Source organism: Streptomyces sp. SAS_272 (assembly GCF_052543235.1).
Map to the genome: position 1 here is coordinate 295,630 of NZ_JBMNDR010000001.1, position 24,987 is coordinate 320,616.

Here is a 24,987-nt window from a genome sequence, read left to right on the forward strand (position 1 = left end):
AGTAGATGGCAGCGACGGGGTACGTCTCGCCCGACGGTGACGCCCGCAAGGTGAGCAAATCCGGCGACACGATGACTGGCGACCTGGTCCTGCCGGACGACACTCCGGACACCGCGCACTCCGCGGCATCCCGGGCGTACGTCGACGCGCGCACGGGGACGATCGGCGGGGTGACCGTGACGGGCACCCCGTCAGCCGGGCAGGTACCCACAGCCACGTCGGGAAGCGCCGCGTCGTGGCAGACACCAGCCGCAGGCGGGGGCGACCTCGTCACGTCCGTCAACGGGCAGCAGGGCGACGTCGTCCTCACCGCGGCCGCCGTGGGAGCGGACTCAGCGGGAGCAGCAGCAGCCGCACAAACCGCGGCCACATCAGCCGCCGCCACGGACGCCACGAACAAGGTCACCGCCCACGTTGCGGCCAACGACCCACACGGGGACCGCGCAGCCGCGTCGACAGCTCTCACCACGCACGCAGGACTGACAACGTCCGTGCACGGCATCGCGGACACGGCCGTCCTGGAGTCGACCAGCGGCGCGCAGGCGAAGGCTGACGCTGCGCAGTCTGCGGCCGCGAGCGCCGCGGCATCCGACGCCACGGCGAAGGTCTCGGCGCACACCGCGGCGGTGGATCCGCACGGAGACCGTGCATACGCGGACAACAGCAAGCTGGCCAAGGCCTCTAATCTCAGCGACCTCGCCAACGTCGGTACCGCGCGCAGCAACTTGGGCCTCGGTGGGGCTGCGACGCTCAGTGTGGGCACTGGCCCGGGCACGGTCGCCGCTGGCAACGACGGCCGTTTCACGGACGCCCGCACGCCTACCGCACACGCGGCCAGTCACGCCTCAGGCGGAAGCGACGTGGTTAGCCCGGCCAGCATCGGCGCACTCAGCATTGCCTCGTACGGCAACGTATGGGTGCCCTCGGATCACGGGCTGATCAGTTGGGCATTCGACCCGGCGGCCTCGTCGACGTCCGGCACCACCTTGTCCGCCGGGTTCATCTACCTCGTCGAGTTGGTGCTCAGGCAGGCCGCGACGATCAGCAAAGTGCACGCCGTGATCGGCACCGCGGGCGCCACCCTGACCTCGGGCCAGTGCCTGGCCGGGCTGTACGACACATCCGGCGTTCGGCAGGCCATCACCGCAGATCAGTCGACGGTGTGGAACAGCGCGGGCAACAAGGCCATGAACTTGCTGTCCTCGTACTCGGCACCGGCCGGGAAGCTCTACGTGGCGCTGCTGTTCAACGGGACCACATCGCCCACCTTCGCATGCGGGTCCACGCTCGGCGCCGCCTTCACGCCGGGCAACGCGAACTTGGCGAGCGGCTCGTACCGCTTCTGCCGCTCGGCCGCGGGGCAGACGTCCCTGCCCACCAGCGTGACTCTGTCCGGCTACACGCCGGACGCCAACAACGTGTGGGCCGCCGCGAGCTGACGTCACATCCACACAGGCCTCACGGACGGGACACCATGACCAGCATCGTCGCCGGGCAGACCGTGGCCCTGCTCTCCCAGTGGTACGCCTACGAGGGCGGCCCCCTCACCGACCTCGACGCCACGCCGACCATCACCATCACCAGCGTCGCCACCGGCACGACAGTCCTCGCCGCCACCACGGCCGGCGTTACCCACCCTGGCGCGGGCACCTACGGCTACTCGTGGACCCCGTCCACTGGCCTCGCTCCGGGCCCGTACCTCGTCCAGTGGAGCGGCGCCAAGGCAGGCAGCCCGGTCGCAGCGTCCGAGGTCGTCACCGTCACGGCCTCGCTGACGGGCCGGTCCTACGCGACGCCGGAGCAGCTCGCCGCATACCTCCATGCGGACGCCCCGGCGAACGCCGCGAAACTGCTGGAGGACGCCACCCGCGCCCTGGACGACGCACTGCTCACTGCGGTCTACGACGTGGACCCCGGAGGCTCGGCCACCAGCCCCGCCGTGCAAGCGGCGTTCGCTGAGGCGGTGTGCGCAATCGTCGAGTGGTGGGGCGAGACCGGGGACCCCGTCGGCGCGGACGGCGGATGGGACACGGTCTCGGCCGGCCCGGTCAGCCTCGGCCGCTCTGCGGGCAGCCAGGCGGCCACCCCGATCGCGGGTGGCAGCCTGCCACCCCGGGCGCTGTCCGCGCTCCGGCGGCTGGGATTCGACGTGTTCCGGCTCGGGGTGGCGACGTCGTCATGGTGAGGCAGATCCCCGCGTTCCTCCTGATCCACATGGTCACCGTCGAGGCGTACCTCGGCTCGTCCAGCAAGGGCGATCTGTACGGTCCGCCGGAGTTGGTGCGCTGCCTGGTGGACGAGAAGACCCAGCAGGTCACCTCTCCCGGCGGCCAGGAGGTTGCCTCCGGCTCCTCGTACATCACGGTTCCCTCGCACCGGCCGCCGCCCAACAGCCGCGTGACGCTGCCGGACGGGCGGGCAACGACGGTCATCACGATCGCCCGTGCCGACGGCGGCAGCCTGCCGGTCCCCTCCAACACGCAGGTGTTTCTCCAGTAGGGAGGCCCCATGGCGCGCACCTTCCGCCTCACGTGGCACGGCTCGGCCGTCGAACGTCAACTCCGCGAGGGCGCCGCCCGCGGCCTGCTGCTCGCCGCCGAGCACGTGCTGCAGCAGTCGCAGGAAGTCGTCCCGCTGGACGAGAGCCCCCTGATGCAGTCCGGGACTGCGAGCGTCGACGAGCCGTCGCTGACCGCGGCGGTCTCCTACGACACCCCGTACGCGGTCGTCCAGCATGAGCGCCTCGACTACCGGCATGCTCCGGGCCGCACCGCCAAGTACCTGGAGCGGCCGCTCAACGCGAGCCGGACCGAGGTCCTGGCGCTGATCGCCGCGCAGATGAGGCGGGCGATGCGGTGAGCGGATACACCAGCCAGCTGCTCGACGGGATCGCCGGTCTCCTCGCGGAGGCCGGCGTCGGGGTCTTCGACTCGGGCGCTGTCATCTCCGACCCGGACACGGGGATCTTCCGAGGCGTCATGCCCGACACCCCGGAGCGGGCCATCGGGATCACGGCCTACCCGGTCACGGATGACGACACCACGGACGCGGTCACCGGCGTGCAGCTGCGCATGCGGGCGGGCCGGGACCCGGACGCGATCGACGACCTTGCCGACTTGGTGTTCGACGCCCTGCACAACCGCCGCCAGTACCGCATCAACGGCGTGTACGTGGCGCTGTCGTGGCGGCAGTCGCAGGCGTGGATCGGCCAGGACGCCCACGGGCGCATGGAGCTGACCAGCAACTACTACTTCCGGACCGCGCGGTCCGGGACCCACCTGATCGACTAGGAGGACCATATGTCCACCCCCACCCCCGTGACCGCGCTCGCCCGCCGGTGGCGGCTGGAGCTCGACATGTCGGCCGCGAAGGACGGCTCGGACTGGCAACTCGTGGTCGGAGTCACGGACTTCAGCCCTGCCGCGGAGCCCAACATCGAGGACAGCTCGGACTACGACAGCGGCGGCTGGGCGGGCAACACCAAGACCGGCCAGAGCTGGGAACTGGGCGTCACGATCAACCGCAAGATCAACGACCAGGTGAAGGTGTACCACCCTACGCACGAGGTGTTCCGCCTCGCCTCGTACGCCTTCGGCTCCGCCTCTCAGGTCCACGTCCGCTACATGGACCGCGACGGCCTTCCCGAGGCGTACGAGGGCACCGCCATCGTCACGTGGGCGCCGTCCGGCGGCGAGTACACCGCTCTGGACCAGGTTGAGATGACCCTCACCGGCGACGGCCCGCTCGTCCCGATCACGAACCCGCTCAGCTGATGGCGGGCGGATTCGAGGCGCTCGACGACTTCCTCAGCGAGGGACTCGACCTGCCCGTCAAGGGCAAAGACGGCATCACCCGCGAATACCACATCGCCGACCCGTCGGCCGAGGCAGGCATCAAGATCGAGCGGATCACCTCGTTCGCGGCGCGGCTCGCCGCCGGGGGCGCCGCTCCGGACGGGCCCATCCTCGACGACGACGAGGAGCAGGACCTCTACCGACTGTGCCTCGGCGACGCGTACGACCAGCTCAGGGCCGAGACGTCCTGGTCCATGTTCAAGCACGTCAGCCTCACGGTGATGTTCTGGGTCACCACGGACGAAGAGACCGCCCAGAAGTACTGGGCCACCGGCGAGGCCCCGGGAAAAGCGGGACGGAACCGGGCGGAGCGCCGGCAGATGTCGCGCGCCTCCTCGGCAAAGGGTGTGGCGACCGGGACCCGGTCACCGGCCTCTACGAGTGGTACGAGGGCGGGATCCCAGCGTCGAAGCAGGGGCACAGGCGGACGGGGCCCCCGGCCGATCTGAGCTGGACCAGGCTCCTGCAGCAGTGGGTGCTCATCGAGGCCGACCTGCACCAGGTGTACGGCATCGACGTGGAGTCCGGCATCCTCCAGCGCCGCACCTGGCGCTGGCTGCAGCTGCGCATCATCGGCCTGCTCTCCACCGAGTGCCGACTGCAGCGCCACTTCAACCCTCCCGAGGAACCCCGCACCAACACCCGACGGAGGTGAGCTGTGGCGCTGACCGTCGGCGAGCTCAACGGCATCATCAGCATCGACGACCGCGCGGTGAACCCAGCCCTGCGCCGCACAGAGAACGCGCTGCGGGCCGCGGCCAACCAGATGGGCGACGACGCCACCCGTGCGGGCCAGCAGGCCGGGCAGCAGCTCGGCCAGGGCCTCGTGCGCGGCGCCGACGGCCAGTGGCGCAACATGCGCGGCGAGCTGGTCGACGCGGTCACGGCCGCCGCGGCCGAGGCTGAGGCCGCGGCTCACCGCGCCGGCCAGCGCGCCGGGCAGCAGCTCGGCGACGGACTCACCGACGGTGCTACGGCCGGCGCGGACGACGCGGTCGAAGCCACCGAGTCGAAGCTGGACAAGCTGAAGACGGCGGCGCTCGGCGTCGGCCTCGCCGCCGGTGCCGTCCTCGTCGATGCCTTCGGCCAGGCGATGGAGCAGTCCCAGATCACGGGCAAGCTCGGCGCGTCCATGGGGAAGACGCCGGCGGAGGCGCAGCGGTACGGGCAGATCGCGGGCAAGCTGTACGCGGACGCTGTGACCGAGGACTTCCAGGGCGCGGCGGACGTCATCGGCGCGGTCATGGCTGCCGGCCTGGTCCCGCCGGGCGCGACGAACGCGCAGATTCAGTCAATCGCCGCGAACCTGCACGACCTCAGCGACACGTTCGAGCTCGATCTCGGCCAGGCCGCGAACGCGGTCGGCCAGATCATGAAGACCGGCCTCGCGCCGAACGCCAAAACGGCGATGGACGTGATGACGCGCGGTATGCAGGTCATGGGTCCCCGGGCCGACGACCTGGCCGATACGTTCAACGAGTACAGCACCATCTTCCGGCAGCTCGGCATCTCCGCCGGGGACGCAACGGGGATCCTCGCGCAGGGCATGGCGGCCGGCGCGCGGGACACCGACGTCGTCGCCGACTCGCTGAAGGAACTCGTCCTGATCACGCAGAAGGGCGGGAAGGCGACCGACTCCGCGTTCAAGAAGATCGGCCTGTCCGGCAAGGACATGCAGGCCGCGTTCTCCAAGGGCGGCCCTGAGGCGAAGAAGGGCCTCGACCAGATCTTCGACGGGCTCCGCAAGGTGAAGAACCCGGCCGATCGCGCCCAGCTGGCCGTGACCCTCTTCGGCACCAAGGCCGAGGACATGCAGAAGGCCTTGTTCGCGATCGACCCGTCGAAGGCAGTCGACTCCCTAGGCCAGGTCGGCGGCGCCGCTGACCGGATGGGTAATGCGATCCGCGACAACGCAGCCGTGCAGGTTGAGCAGTTCAAGCGGCGCGCGATGCAGAGCATCGTCAACGTCATGGGCACGTACGTGATCCCGGCGCTGTTGAAACTGCCGGGCGTCGCGCAGCAGGTGGGGTCGGCGTTTCAGTCGATGGGCTCATTCATCGCCGACAACAAGGTCACCTTCATCGCGATCGGGTCCGTGATCACGGCGATCCTTCTGCCCTCGCTGGTCAGAATGGCCGCTACCGCCACGACCACGGCCGCAACTACCGTGGCCGCGTGGGCCGCTCAGGGCGTGTCGGCCCTCACCACCGCAGCCACGTACGTCGGCGTGAACGCCTTGATCATCGCGGGTTGGGTCCGGCAAGGCGCAGCGGCGGTACTGGCAGGTGCGCGCGTGGTCGCGACCTGGCTGCTGATGGCGGTCAGCTCGATGGCCAGCGCGGTCCAGATGGCCGCCGCGTGGGTGGTCGCGATGGGCCCGGTCGGCTGGGTCATCGCAGCGATCGTCGGCCTGGCCGCGTTGGTCATCGCCAACTGGGATGCCGTCAAGCGGTACACGGGCATCGCCTGGAACTTCGTGGCGGCGGTGGTCCGGGCCGCGGTCACGGCGACGGTCAGCTGGATCATGGGGCTCGCCGCCATCCCGGGAATGGTCACTGGCTACTTCGGGCGGATGAAGGACGGCGCGATCCGCAAGGCGTACGAACTGGTGGCCTGGGTGCGGGGCCTGCCGGGCCGGATCAACGGGGCCATGAGCGGTATGGGCACGCTGCTGGTGGCAAAGGGCCGCAACGTGGTCGAAGGCCTGTGGGCCGGTATCCAGGGCATGGGCCCGTGGATCTACAGCAAGCTCGTCGGCTGGGCCAAGAGCATGATCCCCGGTCCGATCGCGAAGGCCCTGGGCATCGCTTCGCCGTCGAAGGTCACGAAAGCACAGGGCCGTTGGATCGCCCGCGGTCTGATCGACGGTCTGACCGGCTCGTCGAAGCAGGTCAGGGCGGCGTCGATGAAGCTGGCCGACATCGTCCGTGACTCGGTGAACCCGCGGACGAAGCGGTCGAAGGCCTTGTCGACGATCAGCTCGACCACGAAGAAGCTCGTCAGCTTGGCCTCGGCCCAGCAGCGGGTCGCGACCCGGCTGAAGACCGCGCAGAAGACGCTGTCCACCAAGCTCGCCGCGCGCACCAAGCTCGCAGCCGACGTGTCGAAGGGCGTCCTCGACGCCGCGAACATCACGGCGCAGACCGGCAGCGAGGGCGACTCGGCGGAGTCCATCCTCGACGGGCTCCGATCGAACCGGAAGGCGGCCGAGCGGTTCGCCGCCGACCTGGCAAAGCTGCGGGCGAAGGGCGTCAGCAGCGACCTGATCGCCCAGATCGCACAGGCTGGCGTGGCACAGGGCTCGTCCGCGGCGGCGTCGCTCGCTCGGGCGTCCACCGGGCAGATCAAGCAGATCAACTCCGAGCAGGCCGGGCTCGTGAAGGCCGCCAACGCGGCTGGCTCGACAGCGGGCACGGCCATGTACGGGGCCGGCATCCAGGCGGCTCAGGGCTTGGTGAGGGGTCTGCAGTCGCAGCAGAAGTTGATCGACAGGCAGATGCTGACGATCGCGCGGTCGATGTCGAAGAGCATCCGCAAGGCGCTCGGGATCAAGTCGCCGTCGCGGGTGATGGCCGCGGTGGGCGCGTACACCGCGGAGGGCCTGCGGCAGGGCATCGAGTCGGGCCGCTCGGCGGTTAATCGCTCCATGTCGTCGCTCGTGGAGACGCCGGCGCCCGGTCAGTGGGCGGTGGATGCCCGCGCGCAGGGGACGGGCCGCGGCTTGACGCCCAAGGTCGTCCGGGTCGGCTCGGACGGCACCGCCTTCGGAGACCTGATGGTCAAGCAACTTCGTAAGAAGGTCGACCAGCTGGGCGGCAACGTCCAGTTCGTGCTCGGAAGCGGAAGGGGATAGGGCGTGGCGTTTCCTCAGGACGCGTTGGGGCTTCGCGGCTACCTGCTGATCAATGATCAGTGGGTCCGCGTGTCCCCGTCTCCCTACACACGGGAACCGATCACCCACAAACGAGGCCGTCCGTACCGCGCGAACGCCAGTGATCCCACCGAAGCCAGCGCCCTCTTCCAAAACCGGGACGGCCGGTACTCCCCGCGGAACGCGGAGGGCCCCTACTACGGGGCGCTCTCCAGAAACACGCCGTTCAAGGCGGTCATCCCGAACGCCGACGCGGTGCACCTGGCGCTGACCGGCGGCACCGACCGGGCCACCACGCCCAGCGCCACGGCCCTCAACATCACCGGCAACCTCGACGCGCGGATCGACCTGCGGCTGAACAACTGGCAGATCGCCACCGAGGTCGAGCTGTTCGGCAAGTATCTGACGACCGGCAACCAGCGGTCGTGGCACATGTCGATCAGCCCGTCCGGGTCCCTCGGCCTGCGGGTCAGCACCGACGGCGGCGTCGCCGGCATGTACTTCCCCCTGGTGCCGATCCCCCTCCCGTCATCGGGGCGGCTCACACTGCGAGCCACGCGCGACAACGCCACGGGTGTGGCCATCTTCTACACCGGCGCGTCCGTCAACGGGCCGTGGCGACAGCTCGGTGCCCCGGTCAGCATGCCGACAGGGACGATCTTCGCGTCGACGGCGCCCCTCACGATTGGCGACATCGACACCCTGGTCGCTACCCCAGCAGTGGGCGCCGTGTACGCGGCCCAGCTGCGCAACGGCATCGACGGCACGATCGTGGCGAACGTAGATTTCACCGCGCAGACGCCCGGGGCCGCCAGCTTCACCGACTCCACCGGCCTGGTGTGGACGCTCGCCTCGAGCGCGGCGCTGACGGCCGACGCCGACCGTTTCGAACTGGAAATCGCCGAGTGGCCCCCTGAGTGGTCGGCATCGGAGGCCGACGCGTGGACGTCGATCTCCGCCGCGGGCCTCCTCCGGCGGCTCGGTCAGGGACAGAAGCCGCTGGACTCGACGCTTCGGCGCAGGATTTCGAGCGGCACTCCGCTCGCGTACTGGCCGATGGAGGACGGGCAGAACGCCACCCAGTTCTTCTCGCCCACCACGGGCGTACGGCCGATCGTCACGACCGGCATGTCGATGGCCGCCGACGACTCCTTGGCCGGATCCAGCGCCCTGCCCACCATTCAGGGCGCGGCCACACTGTCCGGTACCGTTCCGGCTCCGGCGAGCCCGGCCGCCGCGTGGCACACCGAGTTCGTGTTCAAGACGCCCAGCAGCACAGGCCCGGCCACAGCCCGCACGCTGATGCAGTGGCAGGGCACCGGCACCGTCCGGCGCTGGCGGCTCATGCTCGTCGCCGGCGGATGCGAGCTCTACGGCTACGACGCCGACGACAGCACCGTCACCTCGAGCGTCCTGAGCCTGTCGACGCAGATCTACGGCGTCTGGTGCCGCTGGCAGCTGTACGCCGTCCAGAACGGGGGCAACGTCGACTGGTCCCATCGCTTTGTGCCCATCGGCGGCAGCGGATCCGGCACCGTAACCACCTCCTACGCGGGCACCCTGGGCCGGATCAACGGCATCTCCAGCCCGCCCGGCGGCTACTCCAGCGACCTCAACGGCACCGCCATCGGCCACGCCGCAGTCTTCCCGTACGCCAACGCCACCATCTACAACAGCGGCGACGTTGCGTTCAACGGCGAAACCGCGGGCGCACGCGTTCAGCGCCTGTGCAGGGAGGAGGGCGTCCCGGTCCTCGTCGTTGGGGACGTGGCCGGCACGCAGCCTGTCGGGCCGCAGCGCCCGGCCGTGCTGCTCGACTTGCTCCGCGAGGCGGCCGAGGCGGACGGCGGGATCTTCGGCGAGTCGAGGAACCGCGGTCTGATGTTCCGCACGCGGGCAAGCTTGTACAACCAGGAGCCCGCGCTCACCCTGGACTATGCGGCGAAGCAGATCGCGCCCCCGCTGCGGCCGGTGGAAGACGACCAGGTCCGCAACGAGTGGACGATCACCAGGGACGGCGGCTCGTCCGCGGTGGCTCAGCTGGCGACCGGCCCGTTGTCGATCGAAGACGTGGGCTTCTACCCGGACTCCAAGACCTTGTCGCTGTACTCGGACAGTCAGACCGACCACCGTGCGGGCTGGGAGCTGCACCTGTCGACGTGGGACGAGGCCATGTACCCCACGGTCACTCTCCGCCTGCACCGGCACCCGGAGTTCATCCCGGCCGTGATGGCCCTCGACGTCGGCGACAAGATCCGTCTCACGAACCTGCCGAAGCGCTTCGCGGGCGGCGGCACGGTCGAGCTGCTGGTCGACTCGTGGGAGGAGACGCTCCTCCCCAGGACGTGGGAGGTCACGTTCAACTGCTCGCCCGCCGGGCCCTGGTCCGTCGCGGAGCTGGCGGTCGTCGAGGACTTCGAGGACACCACCTACGAAGCCGCGTGGACGGACGGCGGCAACCTGCCGTGGGCGCGGTCGTCGGCGCAGGCGCACACGGGCACGTGGTCGCTGAAGTCGGGGGCGATCACCAACAACCAGACCTCCGACGCGGTCTTTCCGGTACCGGCCGGGAAGACGGAGCTGCGGTTCTGGTATTGGGCCTCGTCGGAGGCGGCTGGGTCGGGCTTCGAGGGCGATCGACTCCTCGTTCTCGTCGACGGCGTGCAGGTCCTGCGCGCGCAGGGCACGATCCCGTGGACGCAGGCCATCATCGACGTGACGGGGAAGTCGTTCGTCACCTTCCGCTACGCGAAGGACGCCAGCACGGCGGTCGGCTCCGACTCCGTTCACATCGACAACCTCAGCTACACCGGGCGCGGCCCGACCCGCCTGAACACCGACGGCTCCACGCTCCTCACGGCCGCGACAGCCACCGGGACGCAGCTGCTCGTCGGCTCCGCGCCAGGCCCGGAGTGGACCCGAAACCCCGTGCAGTTCCCCTTCAACGTGACGGCCGCCGGCGAGGAGATGCGGGCCACCGCTGTCGCATCGTGGGCCAAGGACGCATTCGGCCGCACCGTCTCAGGCGGCTGGGGGTCCGCGGACACAGGGCAGGTGTGGACCGCGTCCGGCGGCACCGTCGGCACCGACTACGCGGTGGGCTCCGGCTACGGCCAGCACATCCTGACCACCACCAACGCCTCACGCCGCTCGGGCGTCCCCCACACCTTCCCAGACGTCGACGTCATCGTGTCCATGACGACGTCGGCCGCAGCGACGGGCGCCAGCCTCTACGGGGGCCCCATCGTCCGGTATGTCGATGCTGACAACCTGTACATGCTGCGAGTCGAGGTCACGACCGGCAACGCGATCCTCCTGGACGTCAGGAAGCGGGTCGCCGCGGTCGAGACGTCGATCGGCACCTACACCACCAGCCTCACCCACGTGGCCGGGACGTTCCTGCGCTGCCGGTTGCAGGCCATTGGGAGTCGCATTCGGGCGAAGGTGTGGCCGGCCTCGGGAGCGGAGCCGATCGACTGGCAGGTGACCGTCACCGACTTCGACATCACGACCAGCGCCTACGTCGGCGCGAGGTCCATTGCGGCGCCGGGCAACACGAACGTCAGCCCGACCGTCCGCTTCGATGACTTCGAGGTTCTCAACCCCCAGCTGATGACGGTGGTGCGATCGGTCAACGGCGTCGTGAAGCCAGTCCCTGCCGACACACCCATCAGGCTGGCGCAGCCCGCCTATCTGGCGCTCTGAGATTGGAGATCGCATGGCGTTCCTTGCTGGTGAGATGGCTACAGCGGGCCGAATCAACCGGCTGCAGTCGGCGTCGTATGGCGCGATCGGGTCCGGGGTGGTGAGCGCGTCGAGCACGAACGTGGACGTGCCGTCGGCGACGGTCACGGTCACCACGGAGACCGCGGGCGCCCGGTACGTGGCCACGTGTGTGTGGGACTACAACACGCTCGGCATTCCGGGCGCATCGTCGACGGCCCGTATGGCGCTCGACGGGGTCGGGCAGAGCCCCTTGGCGACGTTCCGCGGTGACGCTGCGAGCGAGCGCGGCACGATCACCCAGACCTACCGAGGAACCCTCGGTGCAGCCGGGAGCTACACCTTCAAGCTCATCGCCAGCACGGCCACCAACACGGAAGTGCAGGGCGTCAACTGCTCTATCACCGTCGAGATCACAGAGGTCGCCTGACATGCCCTACCTGACCACGACCGGCATGCGGACGTGCTGCGAGAACGCCACCGACCCCTTCCAGCCCCCTGCCCCACCGCTGCTCCTCGGGGCACTTGAGACCAACGCGATCCCCGTTGACCTGTCCACGGCGAGGCCCGCGTCACCAACGACGTGGGCTACCCCTCCGGCACGAGGTACACGGTCGGCGTCGGCTGGCACCTGTGGATCTACGACTACACCAATCCGCTGAAGACGAACGGACCGTGGTGGCGGATCTCCCAATTGCGCGGCCAGAACGTCACCGTGGACATGCACCACATGACCCTCGCCGTCACCACCCTGGCAGACATCCCCGACGACTGGACCGACGGGCATCGCCCGGTCGTCGTCCTGCGTGCCGACGCCCACTCCACCGCCTGGCAGTCCAACGGCGGCGCGGACACCCTCACCGTGGACGCCGGCTACGGGCAGCTCATCGCCGAGCACCTCATCCCTGACGCCTGACCTCGCCTTACCTCGCCCGCCCGCCCGCCCGCCCCGCCCCGCCCCGCGCCGACCGGCCGGGGCTTTTCTCATTCTCTGGAGAGATCATGGCCGTGGAGATTCATCCCGCCACCGCGCAGCTGCTCGCCAACTTCCGGTACGACCACCTCCCCGCTGGCCTCCAGGCGGTGAGCAAGCCGTTCCATGACCTCGCGCACCGCATCGCCGAGACCCTCACGGGACCGGAGGTGACGCGCGCCCTGGGCGATCTGTGGGACGCGAAGAACTGGGCGGTCGTCGCCGCGAGCAACGCGGCCCTCGAGGGAACTCCGCCCGCGGCCGCCGCGCCGGAGATCGGGACCGTCGTCCTCTACCGGCTCACCGAGGGGGACGCCGCGCACATCAACCCCTGGCGCAAGGACTTCCACGACAGCGGTTCCGCCGACAGCCGCACGGGCTTCATCGGCCACATCGGCAACTGGGTCCAGGCGGGCGACGTCTTCCCCGCGGTCGTCGTCCGGGTGCACGCCGAGAGCACGGTCACCTGCAACCTGCGGGTTCTGCTCGACGGATCGGACGCGTACTGGGCAACATCGCGTGCCGAGGGCGAGGGCCTGGGCCAGTGGTCCCAGAAGGACGGCGCGCGATGAAGCTCGTCAGTAGATCCGCCTGGGGCGCGAGGCCGCCCAGGTACGACCTGGCGTACATCTCGTCCACGCTCGGCGTGAAGGTGCACTACGAGGGCACCTACGTCCCGAAGTCGCTGGCGGCTCCAGACGCGCACGGCTCCTGTGCCGGCCGGATGCGCGATCTCCAGGCCAGCCACATGGCGAACGCCAAGGAGAACTACTCCGACATCGCCTACTCCGCGGTCGTCTGCCCGCACGGCTGCGTGTTCGAGGGCCGTGGCCTGCATCGCCGGACCGGCGCGAACGGCAACCAGACGCTGAACGCCCAGGACTACGCGGTGTGCGCGATGCTCGGCGACTCCGGCCTCGTCCTACCGACGGACGCCCAGCTCGACGGCATCGTCGACGCCATCCAGTGGCTGCGCAACGGCGGCGACGCGGGGGACAGGGTGCGGGGCCACCGAGACGGCTACGCCACCTCGTGCCCGGGTGAGCCGTTGTACGCCTGGGTGCAGGCCGGCGCACACCGGCCGAGCGGTGAAGCACCGCAGGGGGGCAGCGGCGGCGAGGCCACCGGCGGGACGGTCGCCCGGTACCAGGTCGAGATCAACGGACTGAAGTACGGCTACGGGGCCACCGGCGCCCACATCACGGCCGTCGGTGAGACTCTCGTAGCGCGCGGCTTCGGCAAGCACTACCGCGTGGGCCCGGGTCCGACGTGGAGCGACGCGGACACAGAGAACTTCTCCGACTTCCAGCAGGCGCTGGGCTACAGGGGCACGGCTCCGCACCAGGACGCCGATGGCGTCCCGGGCCCGGTCAGCCTGCACCAGCTCCTCGGCAGCCTCCCCGGCAAGCAGCTGCCCTCGAGCACGCTGCCCCCGTTCCCGGGACGGAGCGCGTTCATCGTCGGCAAGACCAACCCGGCGGTGACGGTCCTCGACCGTGGCCTCATCCGCAAGGGCTTCGCCAAGTTCCACGACGGCAACGGCTACCAGCCTGGCCCGAAGTTCACCGAGTTCACCCGGCGGAACGTCCAGGCCTTCCAGCGATCGGTGCCCGCCCTCGCGGGCGGCGCCGACGGTTTCCCCGGCCCCGAGACCTGGCGCCGACTGCTCTCGTAGCCAGCGCCAGACCACCCCAGTCCTGATCATCGATCGCTTCGAGAGGAACCGACATGGCATCTCCGTCCGCCCCCATCGAGAAGAAGGTCAAGGCCTCGTCCGCGCTCGCTTACCTGGCGAGTCTCGCCGGGCTCGCCATCCTGGGCGGCGTTACCAACGACCCATCCCTGATCTCCGGCATGCCGGACGCGCTGGAGCCCTTCGTCCTGGCGCTCGTGCCGGCCGCCGCGGCCTGGGTCGCCGGGTGGGCGGCGCCGCACACTCCGCGCTCGGACGTCTGATGTGGGGCGCGGAGGCGCGGCAGGCGTTCTCGCACCGCCGCGCCTTCCTCTTCGTCATCGGCCTGGGCTGGGCCGGGTACGGCGGACTCGGCATCGTCGGCAACCCCCGCTACGGCAGCGCCCGCGGCCTGGCCGACCTCACCCAGCACATCCCCCTCGACGCCCTCGGCTGGATGTGGGTCGCCTGCGGCACCTTCGCCGCGCTGGCAGGCCTGCTCGTCAACTGTCCCCGGGCGCAGGCCCTCGGCTTCACTGCGCTCGGCGTCCCGGCCGGTCTGTGGGCTGGCGTCTTCACGGTGGCCGCCGCCGGTCCGTTCCCGCCGGCGGTCGGCTCGGCGTGCGGCTGGGGGGCGTACACCATCGGCGTGGTGCTGGTGTCCGGCATGGACGATCCGCCCCCGCCGTACCTGAGAAAGGGCAGGCGCTGATGGATGTGGGGGCACTGGTCGGCGGCGCGGTCGCGCTGGTGGTGGGGATGCTGTCGTGGACGCAGTCGCGGGCGGCCAACCGCCGCGCGGACTTTTCTGTGATCACGGAGCGGCTGGATCGGGAAGTGAAGGAGGAACGCACGCAGCGCAAGCTGTTGACCCGCGCCTATCTGGATCTGCACCAGTGGGCTCGCCGTGTCGGCCCTGGCACCCCGGCTGGTCCCGCGCCCGAGCCGCCTGCCGATCTCGACCTCACGCCCTGGCGGAACTGATTGTCCTGGCCCCCATCGCCTTCGGGCGGTGGGGGCCCTTTCGTCATGCCCGGGGGTTCACGGACCGCTGGGCGCGGGTGATGAGGGCCTGGGCGTCGCCTCCGTAGACGGCGGACTCCCGAAGGGTGGACCAAGCGCGTTCGTATGTGGACACGCTGTCGGCGTCGTCAAGCCAGATCTCCGCGTGCCAGTCCTCTGCGATGACCAGGCGGCTGTCGAGGATCCAGAAACCGTTGGCGGGCGGGATGCGCAGGCTGGCGGATAGCGGGATGATTCCGAGCTGCACAGTGTCCATCCCGATCATGCCTGCGAGACGGTCCAGTTGGGCAATGAGGACGGACGGGGCGCAGATCAGGGCGTGCAGCGCAGCTTCCCAGATCAGGGCGTGGAAGGTGTGGCCGCTCTGGTGGAGCCACTGCTGGCGCAGTATGCGGGTGCGGACGGCCTCGTCGGTGTCGCGCACGGAACCGTAAAGGTCGGCGTAGCGGAGGAAGATGGCGCGGGCGTAGTCGGCGGTCTGGAGCATGCCCGGGATGACCGCTTCTTCCCAGGCGTGGATCACCGTGGAGCGGTCGACTTCGATGTTCCAGACGTCCTGGACGGGGCGGTGGCCGGCGGCGAGCTGTCGGCGCCAGGAGCGGATGTGGGACTCGAAGCCCTTTAGCCGGGCGAGGAGTTCATCGGTGGCGTCCGGCTGGCGAACGGCTTCGGCCCACGCTCGCAGGTCGTCGGGAGCGGCGGTCTGGCGGCCGCCTTCCAGCTTGTATACCTTCGAGTGTGGCCACCCGAGTCGGGCGGCGAGCTGGGGGCCGGTGAGCCGGCCGACGGGCCCTGTGAGGCGGAGCTCGCGGAGGCGCGCTCCGAGTGCCTCCCGGGCCTGCTGGTAGTCCGTGCTCACCGGCGTTGCGCTACAGGGTGATGCCGAGCTGGGCGGCGAACTCTCGGCACGGCACGGCACCGTGCGTTGCCGCGTCCCGGAGCTGGCAGTGCCGCAGGACCTCGGCCGGTTCGGTGATGATCTCGACGTCATGGAAGACGTCGGCGTCATCGAAGCGCAGTCGGGCGATCAGGCGGCTGTCGAAGATCCAGAAGTCTTCGTCGCCCAGGAGGCGGGTCTCGGCCTCGCTGCGTGGCAGGCAGCGGATGTCCTCGCCGGCCGCGGTGCCGCGCGGGGAGTCGGCGAGGAGGAACAGCTGGCCCTCGGTCGGCGGCTCGTCGACGATCCGGACGCGTCCGATCTCCTTGCCGGCGATGACCTGGCGGCGGATGTTGCGTGACCAGTCGTCGTCGTAGTTGAGGGTGAGGGAGCCGGTCTCGATGAACTCGCTGTAGGTCTCGTCCTCGCGGTCGGAGGCGTAGCCGCGGCGGGTCTCCAGCCGCCAGGCCGTGTGCTCGAAGGTCTCGAAGAGGCGACCGAACTCCTCCAGCCCGATCAGCTTGGGCACGCGTTCCATCTCCTTGGGGCCGTGGTTGACGAGGAGCTCGCGCGGGACGACGACGGCTGCGTCGTCTGGGCCGAAGTGGCGGAGGCGCGCGAGGTCTTCGGGGTCCGTGAGCGGCGTCCCCTGCACGATCACGTCGCCGGATTCGGTGTCGGTGTGGACTGCCGGGCAGCCGCCGTTCTTGCTGTCCGTGCCGTTGAAGATGAGCCGTCGTGCCACGGTGCCTCCTTGGTGTGGGGCTGGTTGTCACCAGCATCACCGGGCGTGTGGTGCCGATCTACAGCGTCCGCGCCTTCGCGCGAGACCATGCGAGAACATCCAACAAGTCTGCGAGAACATTCGAGACCATCGCCTGTTCTGAGTCAACAGGGCCTCTCTACGTTGCTGTTCATGGCCACAGCCCCTGCACCGCACGCCACAGACGACGTTGATGCCTTCGCCGCCGTGGAGTCGCTTCGCGCGGCGCTCGACCAGGCCGGGATCGTGCTGCCGTCTCTTGCAGTGGATCCGGGCTCACCCGTGCTGCGCCTCGTCGATCTCGGACGGATCCGCGCGGACGTGGCATTACGACTCGCACACGCACTCCGGCGAGGGGAGCCCGCAGCATGAGCAGTTCCAAGCAGGCCGAGCAGGGCACGCCCACTACGGGCATCGTGACCATCCTGCCTGTGCCCCGGCAGAGCGGCCTCACCCCGGAGCAGGTTCGGGGTGCGTGCTGCGTGTGGTGCAGCGCGGACCTCACGGCCGCCGCGGTCGACCTCGGACGCCGATACGGGAGTTTCATGGGTGTTCGGGGGCCTTGGTTCCCCCGGGCCTGTGACTCCTGCACGCGGGCCCAGGCGCGCCGCGTCCACGACATCCACGTCGGCACGTGCGACCGCTGCTCGGGGCGGTCACACGTCCTCTGCCCGGACGGTCAGTCCCTGTACCGTCTGGCGCGCGAGGAGCAGGGATGAGCGAGAAGACCCGCAAGACGCCGGTGTCGCAGCCGCGGGTACCGAACGGGCACGGCTACTGCTGGAACGAGCACACCAGCGGCGTCCGCTGCTGCAAACCAGGCGGGCACAGCGGTCGGCACGAGTATCCCTACGAGCCGCGCACTACCTGGTGAGACCCCCGGTGCCGGCGACGGCGAGCAGTTCCGCCGGCACCGGGTCAGACGGCGGCCGTCCCTGCCACCCCCGTCGGGGGCGGCCGTCTGGGCCTCGACCGCTCCTGAAGGAGAGACCTCATTGACGTCGGACCGCCAGCGCGCTTGGGCGTACTCAGGCTTCACGCCGACCCGACGGGCCAAGGTCACTGCCCGGGAGCGCGATGACATCCGCTGCCGCGTAGCTGCTGGTGAAGGCGTGGCGGCGCCAGCCCTTGAGTACGGCGTCACTGCTGGCACCATCCGGCAGTACTCCGCGGGGACGCGTCCGCCTACCGAACGAGGTCGGCGAGCGGAACCCCGATGACGGCAGCGATGTCCAGGAGGGTGTTGAGGGTCGGGTTGGCTCGGCCGGCCTCGATGGCTTGGTAGTAGCTGCGGTTCATCGGGATCGCCAGAATGACGGCCTCTTGGGTGAGGTTGTGGCGTATGCGCGCGTCTCGGATCCGGTTGCCGATGCGCAGGCGCTCTTGGGGCCACGGGTCGTCTGGCGGGTCGCTGAGCACTCGACAAACGCTCTGGTGGGCTTGATCATAAGTCAGCCTGGTGACAACAGGCTTTTTAGGATCTTGCAATGGGGGCACGCGAGCCTACAGGTCCGCTCGGTCCCGCTTAGCCCTGCTGCGGTTGGCATATGCCGCAGGGCTCAAGGTACTGTCGCTAATCGAACGCGTGTTCACTCTTATGGGCGACTGACGGCTGTCGTCCGACAAGGGTTAGATGCAGGTAAGCCCTTGCTGTAAAGGCGTGTCGGGCCGTCTGATGTGGTGCCCCCTCGACGGTCCGACACTTGGGCGGCTCCTGCGCTCTGGCCGGTGGCGGCGCGGGAGCCGCCCGTCATTTGCCTCGCCCTGACCTGCACAGACGCCATGATCGTTTAGGTGATTTTTAGGGGACGGGCACGCGTAGTGAGGGTGTATTGAGACTGCGCATGGTGGTAGCAAGAGTGCAGCCATGAGATGCGGTCGGACGGAGAAGCGCGTTGTGGCCTGGCCTTCGGTGCGTCGACCTCGCGTTATCGATCAAGCCCGAGGCCGCGACACCCGCTCTTACAAGCAGGATGTCGGCGGTTCGAAACCGTCCGCGCCCACCAAGGACGACGTCCCGATCCTCGGGGTGTCGCCACCGAAGGCCCTCCGTTTCCCGGGGGGCCTTCGTCGTGTCCGGTCAGGTCTGCCCGGCGGCGGGGTCGGGGGGTGGGGCGGGGGCGTGCTTGAGCGTCATACGGGCCTCGACGCGGTCGGCCGCGGCGACCTCCGCCCAGAAGCGGTGGCAGGTCACGAACACCGCGAGCTCGTGCTCCCGCCGCCGCAGTTTCTCCACCTCGGCCTGCTCGTCCGCCGTCCAGCCGGGCGAGGCGGGCCGCTCGGCCTTGCGCCAGCCACCGGTGTCGCCGTAGCCGTCCAGGGGCTCCACCGACCAGGGAAGCCGCTTCAGCAGGGCCGACAGCTCGGCCCGGACCTGATGCAGCTCCTCCTGACCGGCGCGCAGGTCGCTGGGAAAGTCATAGGTCGTAGCCACACGCCAATGGTACGCCTGTTCGATTTTGAGTAGCGAGCTCCTTCGGGGTGTTCGTGTGAACGAGTGTTCGAATTACTTCGGTCGGCGGTCCTGTCCGAGCAGCGCGACGCCCGGCTGGTCCGTCTCCTCCGGTTCCGCGCCAGACGGTGGACGACCGCCCGGCAAGGCGCGGCGGGCCGTCGTGGGTAAGCACACACGCCGGAACGCGGCGGCTCACGAGCGACGTCGTCGCCCCCGACACTGCGCCGAGGGCGGAGGAGGGCGTGAATCTTCTGCCGTCGGTCGCGAACGGGGCGACGGCGGGACCGAGTTCGCCCCGGGACCTCATGATCGTACGTTCGACTTCGCCGTCCGCCTGCCGTGTCGTACCCCGGCCCTAGGATGACGGCCATGGACGACACGCGGGCGGAACAGGTACGGCTGGAGTCCTGGTCGCAGGGCGACTTCTGGCTGCTGCGGCGGACCAACAGCCCGGAGATGACCGACCACCTGGGCGGACCGGAGAGCGAGGAACAGCTCGCCGACCGGCACCGGCGATACCTGGAACTGCCCGCCGGGCGCATGTACCGGGTCGTGTCGGCGGCAGGCGGCGAGAGCGTCGGCTCGATCGGCTACTGGGCGCGCGAGTGGCGGGGCGAAGCGGTGTGGGAGACGGGCTGGGCGATCCTCCCCGAGTTCCAGGGCAGAGGGCTCGCCGCACAGGCCGCCCGGGCCCTGGTGGACGCCGTGCGGCAGGCCGACGGCGGCCGCCCGGCCCTGCACGCCTATCCCTCCGTGGACCATGCCGCGTCCAACAGGGTCTGCCGCAGAGCCGGGTTCACGCTGCTCGGGGAGGTCGAGTTCGAGTACCCGAAGGGGAACCGGATCACGTCCAACGACTGGTACGTCGATCTGCGCCGCCCCGCTCCTACCGAGGGTCGCCGGGCCGAATGACGTCCGGTCGGGCCGCGGCCGCTGTGTGCGCGTCCGTCAACTCCCGCACCAGGCGGGCCGTCACCGGCGTCGGCACCCCGTGCCGCTCGGCCGCACGCAGCAACGCCCCGCCGATCGCGTCGAGTTCGAGAGGCCGGCCGGCCTCGGCGTCGCGCTGCATGGAGGACTTCATGGCGGGGGCGAAGGCGTCGTAGCGTGCGAGGGCCGCGGCCGGGTCGACGGGTGCGCCGCAGGCGGTGCTGACGGCGGCGGTCTCCTCGACCAGCGCGGTGAGCTCCTCGCGATGCCGGGTGCGCACCTCGCCCAGGGGCAGCCCGTGGCGGGTGGTGAGCAGCGCGAAGGGCGCGAGGAACGACATCTTCGCCCACAGGGCGACGGTCTCGTCCGACAGGACGCGGACCGTCGGGCCGGCCGCCGTCAGCGTCCGTGCGAGCGCGTCGAGGCGTGGGCGCGGGACCGCGTCGCCGGTCAGGTCGATCTCCGCGAACGAACTCGCGTGCTCGATCACGCCCGGGGCGACCCGGGTCGACTCGACGCGGATGACGGCGGGGGCGACCCCGTCCGGGCGATGGTGCGCGCGCAGGGCGGCCGGGTGCTCGACGCCGTTCAGGAACGGTACGAGCAGGGCGCCCTCGCCGAGCGCCGGGGCGGGGATCCGGGCCAGGGCCGCGTCGAGCGCCGTGTGCTTGACGGCGATCAGGACCGCGTCGACCGGAGCACGCAGCTCGGTGTCCGCGTCGACGGGGGCGGTGAACTCGCCGAACGTGGCGCTGCGGACGCGGATGCCCTGCGCGCGGAGAGCCTTCGCGGTGTCCTCGCCGGCCAGGCACGTCACCCGCAGCCCCGCGCGGGACAGCAGGGCGGCCAGCAGTCCGCCCACCCCGCCGGGGCCGAGAACGGCGACGGTGCGTATGTCATGAGGCATGGTGCTGTCGTTCCTTTCGTCGGTCGGCCCCGCTGGAACGGTGGCCGCCACAGAGATGATCGTGGCACAGGAGGGGGAGGCGGGGGCAGACTGTGAGCATGTGCCGGAGTATCAAGACGTTGCGTCCGCCCGCGTTGCCCGAGGAGGCGACCGAGGACGAGGTGCGCGCCGCAGCCCTGCAGTACGTCCGCAAGGTGTCCGGTTTCCGGGCCCCGGCCGAGCACAACCGGGAGGTGTTCGAGCGGGCGGTGGAGGCCGTCGCGGCAGCCACGGCGGAACTCCTGGACGGCCTCGAGGTGCGCGGCGCGTCCCGCGGCGCCGCCGCCGCGCGGGCGTAGCCGGACCCTGGGCCGACCAAGCCGTCGGCCGTCCGCCGTCGCCCTCGGCTCTCGGCCGTCGGGCCCGGAGCGGGGCCGTTGGTGCGCCAGGTCGGCGTCGGCGTCGGCTTCGCGGTGCCCGGAGCCGGGGCGTCATGCCGGCTGGCGGCGCATGACGAAGGCGGGGGTGTTGCGTGTGCCCGGTCGGCTTCGGCTTCGCGGTGCCCGGGGCCGGGGCGTTATGCCGGTCGGCGGCGCATGACGAAGGCGGGGGTGTTGCGTGCGCCCGGTCGGCTTCGGCTTCGCGGTGCCCGGAGCCGGGGCGTCATGCCGGCTGGCGGCGCATGACGAAGGCTGCGGCGGCGCCCGCGCCGAACAGGGCGAGGACCGACACCCCCGTCGCCAGCCAGGTCGTGCCGAGCCAGTGAGCGCCGTAGTAGCCGAGGGCGGCGCTGTAGCCCGCCCACGAGAGGCCGGCCAGCGCGGACCACGGGAGGAACTCGCGCGGGCGGCGGTGCGCGGCGCCCGCGATCAGCGAGACGACGGAGCGGCCGGCCGGGGCGAAGCGGGCCAGCACCACCAGCGCGCCGCCGCCCCGGGCCAGTGCCGCGCCGAGACGTTCCTGCGCGGTGGTCAGCCGGCGGGAGCGGGAGATCGCCCGGTCCAGGCGCTCGCCGCCGCGCCAGGCGAGCCGGTAGGCCACCAGGTCGCCCAGCACCGAGGCGGTCGTCGCGGAGAGGATCAGGACCATGATGTCCGGCACGTCGTGCGGGACCTGTCCGGTCGCCGCGCCCGAGCCCGCCGCGGCGGCCGTGGCCGCCGTGATGACGAGCACCCCACTGGGCAGCACCGGCAGGAACACGTCGAGGAGGACCGACAGGCCCACCACCGCGTAGATCCAGGGGCTGCCGAGCAACGCCCCCACACTCTCGAACACCGCGAACTCCCCGTGTCTCCCCCGTGACGACCGACCGTGCCGCTGTGTCGCGGGGGAGCGGCAGGTGCGGCCAATGACAGCCATACAGCGTACGCCCGGGGTGTGACAGCGGATTCACGGGGGGCTCGTGGGTTCGGCGCAGCACGTTCACCCGCGGGATGCCCATGACCGCCCGGCGGACGTGCGACCGGGCGGTCATCGGAGGGGCGGTGTGCTCCTGGGGCGGGGCGGGCCGGTCGGGTCAGACGGAGACCGTGGCCTGCTGCGTCGAGGGCTCCCGCTTCGTGGCCGTGCGGCCCGCGACCAGGCGGTCCAGGCCCAGGGCGCCGGAACCGGTGAACACCAGCAGCAGGAAGGCCCAGCAGAACATCGCGGACGCCTCGCCGCCGTTCTCCATCGGCCACAGGGCGTTGGGCTGGTGCACCTTGAAGTACGCGTACGCCATGGAGCCCGAGGCGAGCAGGGCGGCGGGCCGGGTGCCGAGGCCGACCAGCACCAGGCTGCCGCAGACGAGCTGGATCACGGCCGCGTACCAGCCGGGCCAGGCGCCGGCGTCGACGGTGCGGCCGGCGGCCTCGGCGCCGAGGACGCCGAAGAGCGAGGCCGCGCCGTGGCAGGTGAAGAGCAGGCCGACGACGATGCGGTAGAGGCCGACCGCGTACGGCTGTGCGGTGTCGAGACGAGCGGACATGGTGGGGGGTGCTCCTTCGGTGTCGGGCGGGCCGGTCCTGAAAGGGGAGTGGACCGGACCCGTCGTCGGGGGGCGGCGGTACCGAACGAGCCGTCAACGCTAGGGGGGCCGATGGATGCTTGCTAGTTCAACTTCAGCCATCGCTGACGCATAAGGATGGCAACCACCTTACGGATTACCCTTTTTGACGGTTAATCAGGTGACTGTTCGTCACAAGCCGGCCTCATCAGGTGAGGTCGGATTCCTCCACCGTGGCGAGCGCCCCGTCCTTCTGCGCCTGCTCCAGCCGCAACCGGGCGGAACGACCGCGCAGGGTCAGCGACATGAGCTGGTTGCCGAACCACGGCCCGCCCTTCTTGCGCCAGCTGACGGGGAGCTGGGGGCAGCGGCCGTGCCGGCGCAGGCGCCTGCCGAGCGCGCGGGCCGGGGCGCTCCAGCCGAAGCGGAAACCCACCCGGATCGACAGGGGGACGGAGTTGTGGACGGGGGAGCAGGTGAGCTGCAGCACCCGCGCGTCCGGCCCGGGCGCGTCCCGCCAGCGCGCCTCGGCCACGTAGGCGTGGTGCACGTCCCCGGAGAGCACCAGCACACTCGCCGGCGCGTCCCTTCCCGCCCCCGTGTCGGCGATCAGCTCCGCCAGCTCGGCGAAGGACTCGGGGAAGGCCGCCCAGTGCTCCAGGTCCGCGCCGCGCCGCAGTCTCTCCCCGAAGCGGGCCCAGCGCGCACCGCGCTCGCCCCCGCACAGGGCCGCGTCCCACTCCTCTGCGTCGTGCACCAGATGCGGCAGCAGCCAGGGCAGCGAGGAGCCGATGAGGAGATGGTCGTAGGAGCCGGGACGGTCGAGTACCTGGGCGCGCAGCCACGCCCGCTCGCCTTCGTCGAGCATGGCGCGCCGGTCCTCGTCGAGGACCCGCGCCGCCCGGCTGTCGACGATCAGCAGCCGCACCCGTCCGAAGTCGCGCCGGTAGCTCCACCGCACCGACGCCGGGTCCGTGTCCGCCCGGTCGGCGAAGGCGCGCAGCACGTCGGTGCCGTCGGGCGCATCGCGTACGGCCGCGTAGAGCGGGTCGGCGGCCAGCTCGGCCGGGGACAGGTTCCCGAGGTGCTGGTGCACCCAGTACGACATCAGTCCGCTCAGCACCCGCTCGCGCCACCAGGCGGTGGCCCGCATGTCGGCCAGCCAGGCCGCGGAGGTGTTCCAGTCGTCGATCACGTCGTGGTCGTCGAAGACCATGCACGTCGGCACGGTGGACAGCAGCCAGCGCACGCCGGGGTCGCGCCAGGACTCGTAGTAGAGCCAGGTGTACTCCTCGTAGTCCGCGACCTCGGCGCCCGGCGGATCGGTCAGGCCGCGGCGGGCGTCGATCCGCTTCCGGGTCGCGTCGGAGACCTCGTCGGCGTACACCTGGTCGCCCAACAGCAGCAGGACGTCCGGGCGTTCGGCGGTCGGGTCGGCGGCGAGCCGCGCCGCCAGGCCGTCCAGGGCGTCGGGGCCGACCGGGTCGTTCCCGCCGGCCGGGGGCGCCGCCCAGCGGCAGGAGCCGAACGCCACCCGGACGGCGTCGCCGCCCCGCGCGCCGCTGACCACGTTCCCGTCGCCGTCGCCGTCGCCGTCGCCGTCGCCGCCGCCGTCGCTGCTGTCGCCGTTCCCGTCGCGTTCGGCGGCGGGGGAGTGGATCTCGGAGGGCGGGAAGGGGGAGTCGGGCGGCGGCCACACGCGCGCCCCGTCGAGGAAGACCTCGTAGGCCGTCGAGGTGCCCGCCGTCAGGCCGGTCACCTCGACCAGCGCGTAGTGGTGGCCCGCCACCTGGAAGGTGCGGGCGGCGCCGCCCGCACCGTCGGCGCAGCGCACCTCGGCGGCGCACGGACGGCTCGCCTCGACCCATACGGTCGCGGACGAGCCGTCGGCGTATCTCAGCAGTGGTCCCAGCCGCAGTCCGGCCACGTGATCGCCCTCCTCCGTCGCACCGTACGGTACGGAACGACGAGGGTCC

Annotated in this window: 30 protein-coding genes; 22 read left to right on the forward strand and 8 right to left on the reverse strand. The window is 70.7% G+C overall.

The genetic code is table 11. The annotated features are described in order from the left end of the window. The first annotated feature begins 5 nt into the window (after positions 1-5). The 17 genes from ACN6LD_RS01380 (at position 6) to ACN6LD_RS01460 (ending at position 15,077) form a co-directional block, all read left to right on the forward strand. Positions 6-1,439: a hypothetical protein gene (locus ACN6LD_RS01380; RefSeq protein WP_445042263.1), complete on the forward strand. Its 1,434-nt coding sequence runs from the start codon at positions 6-8 to the stop codon at positions 1,437-1,439. 35 nt (positions 1,440-1,474) lie between these two features. Then, complete coding sequence (locus ACN6LD_RS01385) at positions 1,475-2,185, forward strand: hypothetical protein (RefSeq protein WP_445042264.1); 711 nt, start codon at positions 1,475-1,477, stop codon at positions 2,183-2,185. Then, positions 2,179-2,499: a hypothetical protein gene (locus ACN6LD_RS01390; protein WP_445042265.1), complete on the forward strand. Its 321-nt coding sequence runs from the start codon at positions 2,179-2,181 to the stop codon at positions 2,497-2,499. The genes ACN6LD_RS01385 and ACN6LD_RS01390 overlap by 7 nt, the downstream gene beginning before the upstream one ends. A 9-nt stretch (positions 2,500-2,508) precedes the next feature. Then, positions 2,509-2,859 (forward strand): hypothetical protein, encoded by a 351-nt coding sequence (locus tag ACN6LD_RS01395; RefSeq protein WP_445042266.1) that lies wholly within the window; start codon positions 2,509-2,511, stop codon positions 2,857-2,859. Continuing rightward, positions 2,856-3,290, forward strand: a complete 435-nt coding sequence (locus ACN6LD_RS01400; RefSeq protein WP_445042267.1) for a minor capsid protein — start codon at positions 2,856-2,858, stop codon at positions 3,288-3,290. Before ACN6LD_RS01395 ends, ACN6LD_RS01400 begins: the two co-directional genes overlap by 4 nt. Before the next feature lie 9 nt (positions 3,291-3,299). Continuing rightward, a complete protein-coding gene (locus tag ACN6LD_RS01405; RefSeq protein WP_445042268.1) occupies positions 3,300-3,773 on the forward strand; it encodes a phage tail tube protein in 474 nt (157 codons plus the stop codon). Next, positions 3,773-4,303, forward strand: a complete 531-nt coding sequence (locus ACN6LD_RS01410; protein WP_445042269.1) for a DUF7426 family protein — start codon at positions 3,773-3,775, stop codon at positions 4,301-4,303. The genes ACN6LD_RS01405 and ACN6LD_RS01410 overlap by 1 nt, the downstream gene beginning before the upstream one ends. A gap of 26 nt (positions 4,304-4,329) precedes the next feature. Then, positions 4,330-4,509, forward strand: a complete 180-nt coding sequence (locus ACN6LD_RS01415) for a hypothetical protein (RefSeq protein WP_445042270.1) — start codon at positions 4,330-4,332, stop codon at positions 4,507-4,509. A 3-nt stretch (positions 4,510-4,512) separates the two neighbouring features. Beyond that, entirely contained in the window at positions 4,513-7,707 is a 3,195-nt protein-coding gene (locus tag ACN6LD_RS01420) for a phage tail tape measure protein (RefSeq protein WP_445042271.1), read from the forward strand. 3 nt (positions 7,708-7,710) lie between these two features. Next, entirely contained in the window at positions 7,711-11,430 is a 3,720-nt protein-coding gene (locus tag ACN6LD_RS01425) for a hypothetical protein (RefSeq protein ID WP_445042272.1), read from the forward strand. Positions 11,431-11,443: 13 nt separating this feature from the next. Next, positions 11,444-11,878, forward strand: coding sequence for a hypothetical protein (locus ACN6LD_RS01430; RefSeq protein WP_445042273.1), 435 nt, complete (start codon positions 11,444-11,446; stop codon positions 11,876-11,878). A 153-nt stretch (positions 11,879-12,031) separates the two neighbouring features. Next, entirely contained in the window at positions 12,032-12,364 is a 333-nt protein-coding gene (locus ACN6LD_RS01435) for a hypothetical protein (RefSeq protein WP_445042274.1), read from the forward strand. 86 nt (positions 12,365-12,450) lie between these two features. Further along, a complete protein-coding gene (locus tag ACN6LD_RS01440) occupies positions 12,451-12,993 on the forward strand; it encodes a hypothetical protein (RefSeq protein WP_445042275.1) in 543 nt (180 codons plus the stop codon). Continuing rightward, a complete protein-coding gene (locus ACN6LD_RS01445; protein WP_445042276.1) occupies positions 12,990-14,096 on the forward strand; it encodes a peptidoglycan-binding protein in 1,107 nt (368 codons plus the stop codon). The genes ACN6LD_RS01440 and ACN6LD_RS01445 overlap by 4 nt, the downstream gene beginning before the upstream one ends. 53 nt (positions 14,097-14,149) lie before the next feature. Beyond that, the gene (locus ACN6LD_RS01450) at positions 14,150-14,377 is read left to right on the forward strand and encodes a holin (RefSeq protein WP_445042277.1); all 228 of its coding nucleotides are present in this window, start codon (positions 14,150-14,152) and stop codon (positions 14,375-14,377) included. Then, positions 14,341-14,805 carry a hypothetical protein gene (locus ACN6LD_RS01455; RefSeq protein ID WP_445042278.1) on the forward strand — a complete coding sequence of 155 codons (465 nt, stop codon included), beginning with the start codon at positions 14,341-14,343 and terminating at the stop codon, positions 14,803-14,805. The genes ACN6LD_RS01450 and ACN6LD_RS01455 overlap by 37 nt, the downstream gene beginning before the upstream one ends. Then, positions 14,805-15,077: a hypothetical protein gene (locus ACN6LD_RS01460; RefSeq protein WP_445042279.1), complete on the forward strand. Its 273-nt coding sequence runs from the start codon at positions 14,805-14,807 to the stop codon at positions 15,075-15,077. The genes ACN6LD_RS01455 and ACN6LD_RS01460 overlap by 1 nt, the downstream gene beginning before the upstream one ends. A gap of 43 nt (positions 15,078-15,120) precedes the next feature. On the opposite strand, the gene ACN6LD_RS01465 is transcribed toward ACN6LD_RS01460, so the two are convergent. Both ACN6LD_RS01465 and ACN6LD_RS01470 read right to left on the reverse strand, forming a co-directional pair. Next, positions 15,121-15,975 (reverse strand): helix-turn-helix domain-containing protein, encoded by an 855-nt coding sequence (locus ACN6LD_RS01465; RefSeq protein WP_445042280.1) that lies wholly within the window; start codon positions 15,973-15,975, stop codon positions 15,121-15,123. A 10-nt stretch (positions 15,976-15,985) separates the two neighbouring features. Beyond that, positions 15,986-16,738 carry a DUF6879 family protein gene (locus ACN6LD_RS01470; RefSeq protein WP_445042281.1) on the reverse strand — a complete coding sequence of 251 codons (753 nt, stop codon included), beginning with the start codon at positions 16,736-16,738 and terminating at the stop codon, positions 15,986-15,988. Positions 16,739-16,909: 171 nt separating this feature from the next. On the opposite strand from ACN6LD_RS01470, the gene ACN6LD_RS01475 reads away from it, so the two are divergent. The 3 genes from ACN6LD_RS01475 to ACN6LD_RS01485 are packed head-to-tail and all read left to right on the forward strand — an operon-like array spanning position 16,910 to position 17,630. Then, positions 16,910-17,128, forward strand: coding sequence for a hypothetical protein (locus tag ACN6LD_RS01475; RefSeq protein WP_445042282.1), 219 nt, complete (start codon positions 16,910-16,912; stop codon positions 17,126-17,128). Next, positions 17,125-17,475 carry a hypothetical protein gene (locus ACN6LD_RS01480; protein WP_445042283.1) on the forward strand — a complete coding sequence of 117 codons (351 nt, stop codon included), beginning with the start codon at positions 17,125-17,127 and terminating at the stop codon, positions 17,473-17,475. Before ACN6LD_RS01475 ends, ACN6LD_RS01480 begins: the two co-directional genes overlap by 4 nt. Beyond that, positions 17,472-17,630 carry a hypothetical protein gene (locus ACN6LD_RS01485; RefSeq protein WP_445042284.1) on the forward strand — a complete coding sequence of 53 codons (159 nt, stop codon included), beginning with the start codon at positions 17,472-17,474 and terminating at the stop codon, positions 17,628-17,630. Before ACN6LD_RS01480 ends, ACN6LD_RS01485 begins: the two co-directional genes overlap by 4 nt. A 311-nt stretch (positions 17,631-17,941) precedes the next feature. Here ACN6LD_RS01485 and ACN6LD_RS01490 read toward each other — a convergent pair whose 3' ends face one another. Continuing rightward, positions 17,942-18,175 (reverse strand): helix-turn-helix transcriptional regulator, encoded by a 234-nt coding sequence (locus tag ACN6LD_RS01490; protein WP_445042285.1) that lies wholly within the window; start codon positions 18,173-18,175, stop codon positions 17,942-17,944. A 661-nt stretch (positions 18,176-18,836) separates the two neighbouring features. After that, entirely contained in the window at positions 18,837-19,190 is a 354-nt protein-coding gene (locus ACN6LD_RS01495) for a hypothetical protein (RefSeq protein ID WP_319187624.1), read from the reverse strand. 390 nt (positions 19,191-19,580) lie between these two features. Between ACN6LD_RS01495 and ACN6LD_RS01500 the strand changes: the two genes are divergently transcribed. Then, positions 19,581-20,123, forward strand: coding sequence for a GNAT family N-acetyltransferase (locus ACN6LD_RS01500; protein WP_319187625.1), 543 nt, complete (start codon positions 19,581-19,583; stop codon positions 20,121-20,123). On the opposite strand, the gene ACN6LD_RS01505 is transcribed toward ACN6LD_RS01500, so the two are convergent. After that, on the reverse strand, positions 20,098-21,048 hold the full coding sequence (locus ACN6LD_RS01505) for a ketopantoate reductase family protein (RefSeq protein WP_445042286.1): 951 nt from the start codon (positions 21,046-21,048) through the stop codon (positions 20,098-20,100). The genes ACN6LD_RS01500 and ACN6LD_RS01505 overlap by 26 nt on opposite strands. A 98-nt stretch (positions 21,049-21,146) precedes the next feature. Between ACN6LD_RS01505 and ACN6LD_RS01510 the strand changes: the two genes are divergently transcribed. Continuing rightward, on the forward strand, positions 21,147-21,386 hold the full coding sequence (locus ACN6LD_RS01510; protein ID WP_057583068.1) for a DUF2277 domain-containing protein: 240 nt from the start codon (positions 21,147-21,149) through the stop codon (positions 21,384-21,386). Between the two features lie 304 nt (positions 21,387-21,690). Here ACN6LD_RS01510 and ACN6LD_RS01515 read toward each other — a convergent pair whose 3' ends face one another. The 3 genes from ACN6LD_RS01515 to ACN6LD_RS01525 all read right to left on the reverse strand — a co-directional run bounded on the left by ACN6LD_RS01515 (position 21,691) and on the right by ACN6LD_RS01525 (position 24,938). Next, a complete protein-coding gene (locus ACN6LD_RS01515; protein ID WP_319187630.1) occupies positions 21,691-22,302 on the reverse strand; it encodes a DedA family protein in 612 nt (203 codons plus the stop codon). Positions 22,303-22,543: 241 nt separating this feature from the next. After that, positions 22,544-22,993 (reverse strand): DoxX family protein, encoded by a 450-nt coding sequence (locus ACN6LD_RS01520; protein WP_319187631.1) that lies wholly within the window; start codon positions 22,991-22,993, stop codon positions 22,544-22,546. A gap of 226 nt (positions 22,994-23,219) precedes the next feature. Then, positions 23,220-24,938: an alkaline phosphatase D family protein gene (locus ACN6LD_RS01525; protein ID WP_445042287.1), complete on the reverse strand. Its 1,719-nt coding sequence runs from the start codon at positions 24,936-24,938 to the stop codon at positions 23,220-23,222. Positions 24,939-24,987: the final 49 nt, after the last annotated feature.

Excerpts from the sequence above, each read along its gene's own strand:
- ACN6LD_RS01380 (WP_445042263.1), top strand. The coding sequence starts at position 6 with ATGGCAGCGACGGGGTACGTCTCGCCCGACGGTGACGCCCGCAAGGTG.
- ACN6LD_RS01385 (WP_445042264.1), top strand. The coding sequence starts at position 1,475 with ATGACCAGCATCGTCGCCGGGCAGACCGTGGCCCTGCTCTCCCAGTGG.
- ACN6LD_RS01390 (WP_445042265.1), top strand. The coding sequence starts at position 2,179 with ATGGTGAGGCAGATCCCCGCGTTCCTCCTGATCCACATGGTCACCGTC.
- ACN6LD_RS01395 (WP_445042266.1), top strand. The coding sequence starts at position 2,509 with ATGGCGCGCACCTTCCGCCTCACGTGGCACGGCTCGGCCGTCGAACGT.
- ACN6LD_RS01405 (WP_445042268.1), top strand. The coding sequence starts at position 3,300 with ATGTCCACCCCCACCCCCGTGACCGCGCTCGCCCGCCGGTGGCGGCTG.
- ACN6LD_RS01410 (WP_445042269.1), top strand. The coding sequence starts at position 3,773 with ATGGCGGGCGGATTCGAGGCGCTCGACGACTTCCTCAGCGAGGGACTC.
- ACN6LD_RS01430 (WP_445042273.1), top strand. The coding sequence starts at position 11,444 with ATGGCGTTCCTTGCTGGTGAGATGGCTACAGCGGGCCGAATCAACCGG.
- ACN6LD_RS01440 (WP_445042275.1), top strand. The coding sequence starts at position 12,451 with ATGGCCGTGGAGATTCATCCCGCCACCGCGCAGCTGCTCGCCAACTTC.
- ACN6LD_RS01445 (WP_445042276.1), top strand. The coding sequence starts at position 12,990 with ATGAAGCTCGTCAGTAGATCCGCCTGGGGCGCGAGGCCGCCCAGGTAC.
- ACN6LD_RS01450 (WP_445042277.1), top strand. The coding sequence starts at position 14,150 with ATGGCATCTCCGTCCGCCCCCATCGAGAAGAAGGTCAAGGCCTCGTCC.
- ACN6LD_RS01460 (WP_445042279.1), top strand. The coding sequence starts at position 14,805 with ATGGATGTGGGGGCACTGGTCGGCGGCGCGGTCGCGCTGGTGGTGGGG.
- ACN6LD_RS01475 (WP_445042282.1), top strand. The coding sequence starts at position 16,910 with ATGGCCACAGCCCCTGCACCGCACGCCACAGACGACGTTGATGCCTTC.
- ACN6LD_RS01480 (WP_445042283.1), top strand. The coding sequence starts at position 17,125 with ATGAGCAGTTCCAAGCAGGCCGAGCAGGGCACGCCCACTACGGGCATC.
- ACN6LD_RS01485 (WP_445042284.1), top strand. The coding sequence starts at position 17,472 with ATGAGCGAGAAGACCCGCAAGACGCCGGTGTCGCAGCCGCGGGTACCG.
- ACN6LD_RS01500 (WP_319187625.1), top strand. The coding sequence starts at position 19,581 with ATGGACGACACGCGGGCGGAACAGGTACGGCTGGAGTCCTGGTCGCAG.
- ACN6LD_RS01505 (WP_445042286.1), bottom strand. The coding sequence starts at position 21,048 with ATGCCTCATGACATACGCACCGTCGCCGTTCTCGGCCCCGGCGGGGTG.
- ACN6LD_RS01510 (WP_057583068.1), top strand. The coding sequence starts at position 21,147 with ATGTGCCGGAGTATCAAGACGTTGCGTCCGCCCGCGTTGCCCGAGGAG.
- ACN6LD_RS01520 (WP_319187631.1), bottom strand. The coding sequence starts at position 22,993 with ATGTCCGCTCGTCTCGACACCGCACAGCCGTACGCGGTCGGCCTCTAC.